Origin of the sequence: Micromonospora sp. NPDC050686 (genome assembly GCF_040654475.1) — a bacterium.
Lineage (GTDB): Bacteria > Actinomycetota > Actinomycetes > Mycobacteriales > Micromonosporaceae > Micromonospora.
On sequence record NZ_JBFAID010000032.1, the window covers coordinates 37,310 to 49,551 of the forward strand.

The window sequence follows — 12,242 nt, forward strand, 5'->3', positions numbered from 1 at the left end:
TGCCTCGATGTCGGTTCCCATCATCCCTCCTCGTCGGAGGTCGATGCGTCGTCAGGACGGTCAGCTGTTCGAGCGCGCACCAGCCGTACGCCGGTCGCAAGCAGCCACACGAGCCAGGCGGCGTAGCCGGGCATCCCCACGAAGAGGAGCCGTGAGCCGTCCGCGATCGCGAGGTTGGCCGCCCCGGCGGCGAGCAGCAGGCCTCCCCCGGCCACTGCGAGCAGACGCTGCCACGGCGGCGTCAGCTGGCTCGCATGCGCCGCCAGCGCAGCGCCGATGAATGTGGTGCCGAGCGCCGGCAGCGCCAACGCGAAGGCTGCTGCATGCAATTGCCAGGCGAGCTCGAACTCCGGGCTCGGCTCGGCGAGCTCGCCGGCGGACAGCACGACACCGTTCCACAGGACGGCGTAGAGCGCAAAGACTGCCGAGAGGGTCGCGCCTGCGGCCACCGCGAGGCGCGACCAGTCTGCGCCCGCACGCCCGCGGCGCTCGACGAGCCCGTGGAGACCGGTCAGGAACCCGAGCAGCAGCGGCAGGTTCAGCGCCTCCAGGCCGACCGCGATCGCGACCGCGACCCGGTGCTCCGCGTGGAAGGCGAGCACGTCCTTGATCGGGTCCCCGTAGTCTGGCGCTCCGGCCCAGATCACCACCGCGTTCTGGATCGCCACCGACGCTGCCAACGCGATCGCCGTCGCGCCCACGACCCGCTCTCGGAGCGCTCGGGTCGGGGTAGGCCCCGTCGTTGCCGCTGCCGCGCTCACGGGCACGTGCAGGGATTCCAGCGCGGTGGCGGGGTTATGCGGTGATCTCATCTCTCACTCCTTCGTTGCGGTCGGATGATCGGTGCAACACCACGTCATTCGTTGGCGCAGGAATGGTCGGAATTGGTTTCGGAGTCTTCTTTGGCTGTCCGTTCCGGTGATGTGGAACAGATTGCTGGAGCGGCCGGATACGCCGCTACGAGCCCAGGTCGATGGTGGTGGGCCGAAGGTCTACACCGCGGGATCGACTTTGGTCGGATGCCGTGGTGCCCGACCCGGCCGTACCCTTTGATCATGATGGTCCCGGCGGACCCGCAGGATCGGAGTCCGCTACCGGCGGGCGTGACCAGCGATGCTGACCACGATCCGGTACGCCCGGCCGGGCGCACGATCCGCGGCCGGGTGGTCGACGCCGCGTGTTTCCTGCTGGCCGTCGGCCTCACGGTGCTCGCCCTGGGCGACGGCCTCGCGCAACACATCGCACCAGTCCCGCTCACTGTCGACCTCGTCCTCGGCGGCCTGTGCAGTCTGGGGGTGTGGCTGCGCCGGCGCTGGCCGGTCGGCTTGGCCGTGGTCGTGGGTCTGGTCGGCGTCTATTCGACGTCGACGGCGGGCGCGGCGTTCGTCGCGCTGTTCACCGTCGCGGTGCACCGGCGCTTCGCGGTGGTCGCCCCGATCGTGGCCGGGTACGCGCTCGTACCGTTCGTGAGGCTGCTGGTCCGCCCGGACGTCCCGGTCGGACCCTGGTCGCAGATCGTGCTGGGCGTCGTCTTCGCGCTCGCGGTGCTCGCCTGGGGCATGTTTGTACGGGCTCGGCGCCAGTCGCTGCGGGAGCGGGCTGGGCGGGTCGAGGCCGAACAGGAACTGCGCGTCGCCGAAGCCCGCCAGGGCGAACGCAACCGGATCGCCCGGGAGATGCACGACGTGCTCGCCCACCGCCTGTCCCTGCTGAGCCTGCACGCCGGGGCGCTGGAGCTACGCCCCGACGCCGCGCCCGAGGAGGTCGCCCGTGCCGCCGGGGTAGTCCGCGACAGCGCCTACCAGGCGCTGGAGGACCTTCGGGAGGTGATCGGCGTCCTCCGCACCGGTGTCGACCGGTCCGACGAGACGCCGGAACGGCCGCAGCCCACCCTGGCCGACGTCCCTGACCTCGTCGACCAATCGCGGCGCGCCGGGATGCGGGTACGGCTCGACTGGCAGACCGACCCGCTTTCCGCCGTACCGGCTGGTGTGGGGCGCAGCGCGTACCGGATCGTGCAGGAAGGGCTGACCAACGCCCGCAAACACGCCCCCGACGGCGAGGTGGCCGTCACCGTCCGGGCAGCCCCAGGCGACGGCGTAACCGTCGAGATCCGCAACCCGTACCCGGCCGAGACCAGCCCTGCCGGCATCCCCGGCGCCGGCATCGGCCTCATCGGGCTCACCGAACGGGCCGCCCTCGCCGGCGGACGCCTCGAACACGGCCCCACCCCCGCTGGTGACTTCCGGCTCAGGGCCTGGCTACCGTGGCCTACCCTCTGATCGCGGTCGGAACCGGCCTCCGGCCCACGTGAGCACGGACAAGGAGCCCAACGTGAACGCACCGGTGCGGGTCCTCATCGTCGACGACGACCCGCTCGTGCGGGCCGGCCTCACCATGGTCATCGGCGGCTCGCCGGACATCGCCGTGGTGGGCGAGGCCGGCGACGGAAGCGAAGTAGCCGCCGCCGTCGACGCATACGCCCCGGACGTGGTGCTGATGGACATCCGCATGCCCACCCTCGACGGCCTCGCCGCCACCGAGCGACTCCGCGCCCGACCCGACCCACCCGAGGTCATCGTCCTGACCACCTTCGACGCTGACGAGTACGTCCTGCGCGCTCTGCGCGCCGGGGCCAGCGGCTTCCTGCTCAAACACACGCCACCCGCCGAGATCCTGCGCGCCATCGCGCGGGTTGCAGCCGGCGAACCTATCCTGTCGCCGACCGTCACCCGACGGCTCATCGCCCACCTCAGCGACACCGGCGCCGCCGCCCGGCAACAGCACGCCACCACCGCGCTGCATCAGCTCAGCGAACGCGAACGCGAGGTCGCCATCGCCGTCGGGCGGGGCAAGTCCAACGCCGAGATCGCGGGCGAGCTGTTCATGAGCGTGGCCACCGTGAAAGCCCACATTTCCCGCATATTCACCAAACTCGATCTCAACAACCGTACTCAGGTCGCCCTGCTCGCCCACGACGCCGGCCTCACCGGCTGACACCGGAAGCCTTCTGGCCCCTGCCCGCACCCGGCGTGGGTGGGCGAGCCGACCCGCTGGCCGGCGAGTCGGCCAACCCCTCACCGCCAGACAGCTCAGGCGGGGGCCATCGACCACTTGCTATTGCCCAACTTGGTGTGCGGCCCGGCGCGCATCAGTCCCCCGTCGAGCGGGGGAAGGAGCACGGTGACCGAGAGAGCGAGATTCCGGTGCACGGATCGCGTCCGTGGGCGGTAGCGGCCCGACCGCCATCTGGAGGGCGATATACGGGTTCACCCCACGATGTCGACGGGAGACCGCGCGGGACGGTGACGCAGTGACCGCCAGGTCGGCAACGCGCTCGCCAGCACCGCTAGGAGCAGGCAGAGACCCACCACCCCGCCGACCACCGACCACGGCACCACCAGGTCGACCGGTACGCCGGCCTGTTCGGCGAGGCCGGCACGGAGGCTCAGCAGACCGACGAACGCGACAGCCCCGCCGAGCAGCGCGCCGATCAGCACTACCAGGGCGGACTCGGCCGTGACCAGCCAGATGACCTGCCTCCGTGTCGCTCCGGTCAGCCGGATCAGCCGCAGGTCGGCCGCCCGGCCGGCGGCGGCCATCAGCAGCGTGTTCGCCACCGCGACCGCCCCGTAGCCGGCCGAGACACTGATCAAGAGCAGCGTGAACAGCCAGACGAGACGATCCTCGGCGCGGTCCGCCTCGGCCGCCCAGCCGGCCACGTCGACGATCCGCCCTCCGACCGGGGGATCAATCCGGTCCTGGACGTACACCGCGGAGGTGAGCGCCGAGGGGTCGTGCGCCCGCACCACGGATCTAGGCAGTAGCAGGTCGCCGGGGATCGAGTCGTCGGTGACGACCGCGACGACGCGCAGCGACACCACCTCGCCATCGGCGAAGACCAGCGCGTACGGCTCGGACGGCTGCCGGTTCGCCGAGGCGGAAAGGACCACCATGTCGTCGCCGCTCAGGTCGTCCAGTGAGCCGGCGACGACGGTGAGGGCCCGGTTCGCGGCGGCGAAGCCCGCCGGATCCACGCCGAGTGCGTTCAGTGGCCGGTTGTCCGGCGACGAGTCCGGGTCGGTCTCGAAGACCGTTGTCGGTAGGAGGGCGGTGCCCCCGGTCGCCGCGACGGCCTGGTCCGACAGGCCCGGCACGCGGTCAGGCACGACGACCCAGCCGGCGTTCACGTTGTCGGCCCGGCCCGCCGCGTAGGCGGCCGTGGTGGTGCGTACCATTCCGGCGACCAGCACCGCGAACGCGACCGTGAGCAGCACCGGGGCGGCGATCGACGCTGTCCGCCGGGTCGCGGTCAACGCCCCGGCCCGGACCAGCATCCCGATCGCGCCACCCGGTCGACGCACCGGCGAACGCAGCATCCGCACCACCGGGCCGACGGCCGCCGGGGCCAGCACGGTGGCGCCGGCCACCAGGGCCATCACCGCGTAGAGGGCGAACGTGGCGGCGTCGCGGGCTTCGTCGGACGTCGCGGTGCCGAGGCTGAGGGCGACCCCGATCGCGACGAGCAGCACCCCGGCGGCAATCCGTAGCCGCCCGATCGGTCGCCGTTCCACCGCCGCCTCGCGCAACGCCTCCAGCGGGCGAACGCGTGCCGCTCGGCGCGACGCCGACCAGACGGCCAGCAGCGCGATCACCGGGCCGGCGGCGAACGAGACCGCGACCGGCCAGGGTTCGTACCGGACCTGGAAGGTCGCCGGCTCGAAGCCGACGTCGACCAGCAGCCGACCCAGCCACGGGGCGAGCGTCGCGCCGGCCAGGAGGCCGACGAGCCCGGCCGTGGCGCCGACGACGAGCGCCTCGGCGTGGACCATGTGGCGGACCTGGCGGGGAGTGGCGCCGATGGCGCGTAGCAGTCCCAGCTCACGGCGGCGCTGCGCGACGGTGAACGCGAAGGTGGAGGCGACCACGAAGACCGTGACGAAGCCGGCGAGGGCCGCAGTGGCGGTGAGCACCTGCATGCCGATCCAGCGGGTGCGGGCGTCACCCCGAGGCTCCAGAGCGCCGCGTCCGTCGCCGGTCAGCGCTCGTCCGTCGCCGCCGACGACACCGCGAGCCGCCTCGGCGACCTCCCCGGGATCGGCACCCGGCACGACCAGGAGGCCGATGGCCCGGACGCCGGGCGCGAGCACGGCCGCGACCTCGTCCGTGACGTAGACGCCGGGTGCATCGACCAGACCGGTGACGGTGTACGGCTGCGGGCCCGCCGCCGTGAGCAGGGTGACCGGCCCGCCGGGACGCAGCCCGAGCGCTCGGTCGACGACCACCTCGCCGGCCTGCCGGGGTTGCTCGCCCGCCGTGAGACGGAGTCCACCCAGCCGGGTGCTGGACCAGCCGTGCCCCTGGTGGGCGTCCTCCCGCTTCGCATCGGTGGCCGGGGGCCGGCCGTCGACGAGCGCCTGGGCGTAGAAGGTCCGGTCCGGCACGGCCGCCGTAACGCCCGGCACTTCGGCCAGTCTGCTGGTGAGTTCCGCCGTTCTGGCGGCGGACCAGGGCCGGGTGGGCGCGAACGAGTCGGCCGGCGCACCAACCTCGGGGCTCTGCACCACGACTGCCGCCTGCGCCAGCCGGTCGGGCACCTGCGGGCGGCCGGAGGCGAGTAGCAGGGTGGCCGCCGCGACCAGTGTGACGCCGACGGCGACGGCCACGAAGGCACCGGCCGACCGCCGGATGCTCAGCACGACGGCTCCACGGCGCTTTCCGCCGGGGCGGTCTCCCGCTCGGCGATCCGCGCGGCGACGGCCGCGGCGGTGATCCCACCGGTCAGCTCGTCCACGACGCGACCGTCGGCGAGCAGGAGGACCCGGTCGGCGTACGCGGCGGCGGTGGCATCGTGGGTCACCATCACGACGGTCTGCCGGTGGTCGTCGACGAGTGCCCGGAGCAGCCGAAGGACCTGCCGGGACGCCGCGCTGTCCAGTGCCCCGGTCGGTTCGTCGGCGAAGACGACCGCGGGACGGGTGATCAACGCTCGGGCCACGGCGACGCGTTGCTGCTCGCCGCCGGACAGTTCGCTCGGACGGTGCCCGGCCCGGTCGGCCAGTCCCACGGCCCTGAGCGCGGCCGTGACGTCCCCGGCCGGAGGGCGGCGTCCGGCCAGGCGCAACGGCAACTCGACGTTCTGCGCCGCGGTCAGCGTGGACACCAGGTTGAACGCCTGGAACACGAAGCCGATCCGCTCACGGCGCAGCCGGGTCAACTCGTCCTCGCCCAGGTCGTCGAGGCGTGTGCCGCCGATCGTGACGGTCCCCTCGACTGGCCTGTCCAGCCCGGCCGCGCAGTGCAGCAGGGTGGACTTACCCGAGCCCGACGGGCCCATCACCGCCGTGAACGTGCCGCTCGCGAAGCTGGTCGTCACGCCGTCGAGTGCCGTCACCCGCCGGGCTCCGGTGCCGTACGCCGCGCAAAGCCCTGTCAGGGTCACCGTCTGTGCAGTCATGACCGCCAGGGTGCCGGCTGCTGCAGGTACCGGGCGTCGTGCCGGTGTGGGCACTTTCCGGCCGCCCCCTGGGGGGATCCTGGGACCGGAACGCGGCAGACGTCGTACCCGAGGATGACCGACCGCAGGTGGACGCGGCCGGTCCGGCCGGCCGATACGCTTCGACAGATGACCGCTCTCCTGCTGACCCGGCGGCTGCGGCCGGCGGAACTGGCCACGGTGGACGCTGTGCTGTCCGTGGCGGTCGGCGGGCTGCTCGGGCCGTACGCGGCGTTGGAATCGCCGCTGCACGGGGGCGTGCGCGAGTCGCTCTGGGTGTCGGTGCTCGTCGGGATGGCCCTCGGGCTGCCGCTGGCCGTCCGGCGACGGTGGCCGGTCACTGTCACAGTCGTGATCAGTTCCGTCGCCACCGTCGCCCTGATCACCGGTGTGATTCCCAACTATGCCGCCGCCGCGCCCGGGCTCGCCATCGGCCTGTCCCTCTACACGATGGCCGCGTCGACGGCCACGCGCCGGTCGCTGCTCTGCGCCGCCGGTTGCCTCGCGGTGGTGAGCCTCGCCCTGGTGCTGACCGCGAGCGACCTCTGGTCGCGGACCGGTGCGGTCGTCTACGCCGCCGTCATGATCACGCCCGCCTGGATGATCGGCTGGCTGGTCCGCGAGCGACGCGCCCTCGCCGCCCGTCAGGGCGAGCACATGGTCCTCCAGGCCGCCGCCGAGGAGCGGCTACGGGTGGCGCGGGAACTGCACGACGTGGTCGCGCACACGCTGAGCCTCATCGTGGTGAAGGCGGCCGTCGCCAACCACGTCGCCGAGGTCGACCCGCGCGAGGCGGGGGCCGCCCTGCGGGTGATCGAGGAGACCGGCCGCAACGCGCTGACCGACGTACGTCGGGTGCTCGGCGCACTGCGCGAGGGCACCCCGTACGCCCCGACGCCCGGGCTGGACGAACTGCCGGTGCTCGCCCAGCAGGCGGCGATCGGCGGTGTCGAGGTACGGCTCGACGTACGGCGGGAGGATCCGGCCGTAGCGGTGCCGGAGTCGGTGGGCCTTGCGGTGTACCGGATCGTACAGGAGGCGGTGACCAACGTGGTGAAGCACGCGACGCCGGCCGCCTGCCGGGCGACGGTGACCGTCACGCCGCGCGAGGTCAGGGTCGAGGTGACCGACGACGGCCGCCGTCCGGTCCTGGCCGGCGGGGAGGGACACGGGCTGATTGGCATGCGGGAGCGGGTGACGCTGCACGGGGGCGAGTTCCACGCTGGGCCACGCTCCGACGGCGGCTACGCGGTGACAGCCAGCCTGCCCTACCGGGTGGCCGCGTGATCCGGGTGCTGATCGCCGACGACCAGGCGCTGCTGCGCGGCAGTTTCCGGCTGTTGGTCGATTCGACTCCGGATCTCGCCGCGGTTGGTGAGGCGGGCACCGGTGTGGAGGCCGTGGCGCTGACGGCGGAGCACCGGCCGGACGTGGTTCTGATGGACGTACGGATGCCAGAGATGGACGGCATCGAGGCGACCCGACGGATCTGCGCCGACCCCGCGACAGCCGGCACCCGGGTCGTCATCCTGACCACGTTCGACCTGGACGAGTACGTCTACGGGGCACTGCGCGCCGGAGCCAGCGGGTTCCTGCTCAAGGACACGCCGCCGACGGACCTGCTGGCCGGAATCCGGGTGGTAGCCGCCGGTGAAGGGCTGCTCGCGCCGACGGTGACCCGCCGGCTGATCGACGAGTTCGCGCGTCGGCCGGAGCCGGCCCGGCCGCTGCCGCGGCGGCTGGAGGGGGTGACCGAGCGGGAACGGGAGGTGCTCACGCTGATCGGCCGGGGCCTGTCCAACGCGGAGTTGGCCGGGCACCTCAACCTCAGCCTGGCCACCGTGAAGACGCACGTCGGGCGGTTGTTGACCAAGCTGACGGTACGTGATCGGGCGCAACTGGTCATCGTCGCCTACGAAACGGGCCTGGTCGGGCCGGGCGGCCTTCGCTGAGCGGATCACCCCTTCGAAAAGAGCTTATGACTCAGGCCAGTACCGATCCAGCGTCCGACAGCAGGGCGATTGTCCTTCTGCTGATCTTAAGAACTCCTAACGTTGGAGAGTTGGGTTGAGCTGGACAGACACCGGCAGGCGCTGATCTCTTCTTGTGACTGCTTGTCAGCGTCACGCCAGGGTTTTCGGGGACGTCGGGGCCCGTCCACGCCCCACCGCACCCCGCCACTGCGGTGTCAACGGGCAGGACGCCTCTCTCACTGCCCGCGAGCACTCCGATACGAACAACGGCTCGCCAGGCGTACCACGTGCTGGCCGACCCCCGCCCGGGTGGCCCGGCTCAGTACGAGTCCGGGGCGCTGACGGGCTGGTCTGGCGCCTGCCCGAACGCGCGCAGGTCCTGTCCGTCACCCAGCCGCACCTGCCCTTGACGGATCCACCGTCGCCGAGCGGTCAGACCGGGGCGGGCGCCGCCAGAAGCGCGCGCAGCTCGCGGACCGCTGCCCGCCCGGCGCGGTTCGCGCCGACTGTGCTCGCGGACGGTCCGTAGCCGACCAGGTGGATCCGGGGGTCGGCGACCACCCGGGTGCCGTCCACGACGATGCCGCCGCGGGGCCCCCGCAGCCGCAGCGGGGCCAGGTGGTCGAGTGCCGGCCGGAAGCCGGTGCCCCAGAGGATGACGTCCACGTCCTGTGCCGCGCCGTCGCGCCACTGGACGCCGTCGGGGACGACCCGGTCGAACATCGGCTGGCGTAGGAGGAGACCGCGTTCCCGGGCTTCGAGCAGCTGCGGTGTCCACGACAGCTCGGTCGCGCTGGCGATGCTTCCCGGGGGCAGGCCGGCCCGTACCCGTGCCTCCACCTTGGCGACCACCTCGCGTCCGTAGTCCGGCGTGAACGGCCCGTCCCGGAACACCGGCGGCCGGCGGGTGACCCAGGTCGTCGTCGCCGCGACGTCGGCGATCTCGACCAGGAGCTGCACGGCCGACGTTCCGCCCCCGACGACGACCACCCGCTTCCCAGCGAATTCCGCCGGCCCCCGGTAGTGGGCGGTGTGCAGCTGCCGCCCGTGGAACGTTTCCTGTCCCGGGTAGTACGGCACGAACGGTCTGGTCCACGATCCAGTTGCGTTGATCAGTGCCCGGGTGGTCCAGGTGCTGTTGCCGGATTCGACGAGGAGTCGTCCGTCACGGGCGTTCCGGACGGCCGAGACGGCGACTGGCCGCTGCACGTGGATGCCGAATTCCTTCTCGAAGGCGGCGAAATAGGCCGGCACCGCGTCGGCGGCTGGTTCGTCCGGCGACGGAGGCGTGAAGCGCATGCCGGGTAGATCGAAGATCCCGTGCACGGTCGCCATGCGCAGCGTCGGCCACCGGTGCTGCCAGGCCCCGCCGGGTGCCGGGTTGGCGTCCAGGACGGCAAAGTCAAGACCGGAGGAGCGCAGGTGGTACCCGCTGGACAGCCCCGCCTGTCCGGCGCCGATAACCACCACATCCGTCTCCGGCATATGCCGGACAACGTCTCAGGCTCACCCGGGCCTTCCCACGGGCGATGGATCTCACACCGCCCAGGTACCGCTCGGGCAGGTGCCTGGTACTGGTCATCGCCCACGCGCTGGTGGGCCGTCGACCTTTGCCGGGTATGGTCCAGTTGAACCGTGCCACGACCAGGTCCATGGTGATGGCCACCGACCACAGCGCCACCCGGTAGGGTCCATACACTACCGCCCCGGTGAGCCAGACCACGCCGGACGCTGTGAACCCGATAGCCAGACGCGTGTAGAGGGCCCGTATCGCCTTGTGCTCCCGCAACAGCGGCAGGAGCAGCAGCGGTCGTCCGACCTGAAGCAACACGTATGGCACGGCGAAGGTGCCGCCGTGCGTGACGAACGCGTAGGGCAGGGACGTCGACATAGTCAGCAGGCCGAACGCGCTGACCAGGACCATCACCTGAATACGCCCGCAGCGTGAACTGAACCGGCTGGTGATGTACGCGGTGGTTGTCCATAGCCAGAGCAGCGGCAGGGCCAGAACGACCGTGTACAGCAGCGACAGCCAGCGTAGGCGCACGTCGTCGGAGAGCAGGTCCGGCACCACCCGGCTGACCACGCCGATCAGGGCGAAGACCAGCACCAGGTCGAAGAAGAGTTCCAGGAAGTTGGCCTGCCGGGACTCCTCCTCACCGCGCAGGATGTCCCGTGCCTGCGCCGACTCCGATGTTCGCCCCACCCGCCCATGCTCGCCGGACCACTTCCTTCTGTGCGCCGATTCGGCTGTTTCCCGAACAAGGTGCTGACGGCGGTACAGCGCCGACACGAGCCAGGCTTGCAACGAGTGGCGGAATCTGGTGCGGTCCGGTCACGTCCGAACCGATCCGGCTACGTCCTCGCAGGAGGCCGCCCCTGGCCCCGGACATGATTGAGGGATCCTCGCCTCGGGCCACCGCTGGCTACTGCACTCGCGCGCACTCAACCGCCAGTTGCCGCACGCCGTCCGGATGCGGCTGGCCGCCCACACCGATCCCGCCATCCGAGCTGCCCTGGCCGTGGGCGCCCATGACGCATCCCGCGAGTTGTACGAGCGACTCATCGACGATCCGAACACACAGGTGCGCGAACACCTCGCCGATCGCGACAACGTACCGGCCGATCTGCTCGCCCGGCTCGCCAGGGACCCTGACCCGAAGGTCCGGGCCACGCTCGCGCGGTGGTGGACGCAGGCCCCCGAGGCGGTCCGACGGCTCCTGCTCACCGACCCCGTCGACGAGGTCCGCGCGGCTGCCTGCTCGACCTACTACGCGCGGCTGCCGCATCCGGTGCCGCCGCCCGACCTCGTAGCGGGACTGCTCGCCGATCCGATCTCGGTCCACTGCGGCATCTACCAGCGCCACTGGGCCGAACGGCTCGACGCCCTCGAGGCCCTGTTCACCGATGAAGGGAGCGCGTCATGAGCACCGCCGTACGGCTGCACCGCGAGATTCCCGCCCCACCCGACAAGGTCTACCGGGCCTGGCTCGAGCCGGACCTGCTGCGCCGCTGGATGGCACCCGGCGGCCTCGAGGTGCCCCGCGCCGAGGTCGAGCCCCGGGTCGGCGGCGGTACCGGATCTGGCACGCCGACGCGGCCGCCGACGTCGGCGGCTTCGACTGCGAGATCGTCGAGCTGGAGCAGGACCGGCGCATCGTCTGGCGCTGGGGCTTCGTCGGCCCGCAGCGCGACACCGACCCCCGCTACGACTCGCTGCTGACCGTCACCCTCGACGACACGCCGGCGGGCGGGACGGCGCTCACCCTCGTACACGAACGGCTCGACGAGCTGGCGGCGGCGCTGCCGCAGGTCGCCGACAACGTCCGGGGCGGCTGGGAGTCGGCGCTGGACAAGCTCGCGGAGGTGGCGGCATGAAGCTGGTGGTGGTCGAGTGGATGAGCCTGGACGGGGTGGTGCAGGTGCCCGGCGCGCCCGACGAGGACCGCAGCGGCGGCTTCGCGCACGGCGGCTGGCACCTGCGCTGGTTCGACGACACCTCCCGGCAGTGGGTGGTCGACCAACTGAACGCCGCCTCGGCGTTTCTCTTCGGTCGGATGACCTACGACCGGTTCGCCGCGCTGTGGCCGCACGTCACCGGCCCCGAGCGGGTGGTCGCCGACCCGCTCAACAACAAGCCGAAGTACGTGGTCTCCACGACCCTCACCGAGCCGATGAGCTGGGCACACTCCACCCTGCTCGACGGGGACGCGGAGAAGGCGGTGCCAGCCGGTGCCTCCGCGTATCAGCTGCTGGCCCGGTAGGTCGCCTCC

Annotated in this window: 12 protein-coding genes and 1 pseudogene; 8 read left to right on the forward strand and 5 right to left on the reverse strand. The window is 72.0% G+C overall.

Translation table 11 applies throughout. The features are described from left to right. Positions 1 to 20 precede the first annotated feature (20 nt). Positions 21 to 812, reverse strand: a complete 792-nt coding sequence (locus AB0H57_RS20320) for a hypothetical protein (RefSeq protein WP_357508600.1) — start codon at positions 810 to 812, stop codon at positions 21 to 23. Between the two features lie 291 nt (positions 813 to 1,103). On the opposite strand from AB0H57_RS20320, the gene AB0H57_RS20325 reads away from it, so the two are divergent. Beyond that, on the forward strand, positions 1,104 to 2,282 hold the full coding sequence (locus AB0H57_RS20325; protein WP_357508602.1) for a histidine kinase: 1,179 nt from the start codon (positions 1,104 to 1,106) through the stop codon (positions 2,280 to 2,282). Then, positions 2,236 to 2,997 carry a response regulator transcription factor gene (locus AB0H57_RS20330; protein ID WP_357508668.1) on the forward strand — a complete coding sequence of 254 codons (762 nt, stop codon included), beginning with the start codon at positions 2,236 to 2,238 and terminating at the stop codon, positions 2,995 to 2,997. The genes AB0H57_RS20325 and AB0H57_RS20330 overlap by 47 nt, the downstream gene beginning before the upstream one ends. 272 nt (positions 2,998 to 3,269) lie before the next feature. Here AB0H57_RS20330 and AB0H57_RS20335 read toward each other — a convergent pair whose 3' ends face one another. Then, entirely contained in the window at positions 3,270 to 5,699 is a 2,430-nt protein-coding gene (locus tag AB0H57_RS20335) for an FtsX-like permease family protein (RefSeq protein ID WP_357508604.1), read from the reverse strand. Then, positions 5,693 to 6,457 (reverse strand): ABC transporter ATP-binding protein, encoded by a 765-nt coding sequence (locus AB0H57_RS20340; RefSeq protein WP_357508606.1) that lies wholly within the window; start codon positions 6,455 to 6,457, stop codon positions 5,693 to 5,695. The genes AB0H57_RS20335 and AB0H57_RS20340 overlap by 7 nt, the downstream gene beginning before the upstream one ends. A 168-nt stretch (positions 6,458 to 6,625) precedes the next feature. On the opposite strand from AB0H57_RS20340, the gene AB0H57_RS20345 reads away from it, so the two are divergent. Together AB0H57_RS20345 and AB0H57_RS20350 are read left to right on the forward strand one after the other, a co-directional pair. Then, positions 6,626 to 7,783: a sensor histidine kinase gene (locus AB0H57_RS20345; protein ID WP_357508608.1), complete on the forward strand. Its 1,158-nt coding sequence runs from the start codon at positions 6,626 to 6,628 to the stop codon at positions 7,781 to 7,783. Then, a complete protein-coding gene (locus tag AB0H57_RS20350; protein ID WP_357508610.1) occupies positions 7,780 to 8,448 on the forward strand; it encodes a response regulator transcription factor in 669 nt (222 codons plus the stop codon). Before AB0H57_RS20345 ends, AB0H57_RS20350 begins: the two co-directional genes overlap by 4 nt. Positions 8,449 to 8,901: 453 nt before the next feature. Here AB0H57_RS20350 and AB0H57_RS20355 read toward each other — a convergent pair whose 3' ends face one another. Further along, the gene (locus AB0H57_RS20355) at positions 8,902 to 9,954 is read right to left on the reverse strand and encodes an FAD-dependent oxidoreductase (protein ID WP_357508612.1); all 1,053 of its coding nucleotides are present in this window, start codon (positions 9,952 to 9,954) and stop codon (positions 8,902 to 8,904) included. Next, positions 9,872 to 10,762, reverse strand: coding sequence for a low temperature requirement protein A (locus AB0H57_RS20360; RefSeq protein WP_357508614.1), 891 nt, complete (start codon positions 10,760 to 10,762; stop codon positions 9,872 to 9,874). The genes AB0H57_RS20355 and AB0H57_RS20360 overlap by 83 nt, the downstream gene beginning before the upstream one ends. A gap of 181 nt (positions 10,763 to 10,943) precedes the next feature. Between AB0H57_RS20360 and AB0H57_RS20365 the strand changes: the two genes are divergently transcribed. The 4 genes and pseudogenes from AB0H57_RS20365 to AB0H57_RS20380 all read left to right on the forward strand — a co-directional run bounded on the left by AB0H57_RS20365 (position 10,944) and on the right by AB0H57_RS20380 (position 12,233). Further along, positions 10,944 to 11,396: a hypothetical protein gene (locus tag AB0H57_RS20365; RefSeq protein WP_357508616.1), complete on the forward strand. Its 453-nt coding sequence runs from the start codon at positions 10,944 to 10,946 to the stop codon at positions 11,394 to 11,396. Beyond that, a pseudogene (locus AB0H57_RS20370) lies at positions 11,393 to 11,497 on the forward strand (SRPBCC domain-containing protein); the annotation flags it as partial. The gene AB0H57_RS20365 and the pseudogene AB0H57_RS20370, both read left to right, overlap by 4 nt. A 53-nt stretch (positions 11,498 to 11,550) precedes the next feature. After that, the gene (locus AB0H57_RS20375; protein WP_357508670.1) at positions 11,551 to 11,847 is read left to right on the forward strand and encodes an SRPBCC domain-containing protein; all 297 of its coding nucleotides are present in this window, start codon (positions 11,551 to 11,553) and stop codon (positions 11,845 to 11,847) included. Then, positions 11,844 to 12,233, forward strand: coding sequence for a dihydrofolate reductase family protein (locus AB0H57_RS20380; protein WP_357508618.1), 390 nt, complete (start codon positions 11,844 to 11,846; stop codon positions 12,231 to 12,233). The genes AB0H57_RS20375 and AB0H57_RS20380 overlap by 4 nt, the downstream gene beginning before the upstream one ends. Positions 12,234 to 12,242: the final 9 nt, after the last annotated feature.

Bases quoted from the DNA above. Each gene is read 5' to 3' on its own strand.
- AB0H57_RS20365 (WP_357508616.1), top strand. From the start codon at position 10,944: ATGCGGCTGGCCGCCCACACCGATCCCGCCATCCGAGCTGCCCTGGCC.
- AB0H57_RS20355 (WP_357508612.1), bottom strand. From the start codon at position 9,954: ATGCCGGAGACGGATGTGGTGGTTATCGGCGCCGGACAGGCGGGGCTG.
- AB0H57_RS20380 (WP_357508618.1), top strand. From the start codon at position 11,844: ATGAAGCTGGTGGTGGTCGAGTGGATGAGCCTGGACGGGGTGGTGCAG.
- AB0H57_RS20340 (WP_357508606.1), bottom strand. From the start codon at position 6,457: ATGACTGCACAGACGGTGACCCTGACAGGGCTTTGCGCGGCGTACGGC.
- AB0H57_RS20345 (WP_357508608.1), top strand. From the start codon at position 6,626: ATGACCGCTCTCCTGCTGACCCGGCGGCTGCGGCCGGCGGAACTGGCC.
- AB0H57_RS20320 (WP_357508600.1), bottom strand. From the start codon at position 812: ATGAGATCACCGCATAACCCCGCCACCGCGCTGGAATCCCTGCACGTG.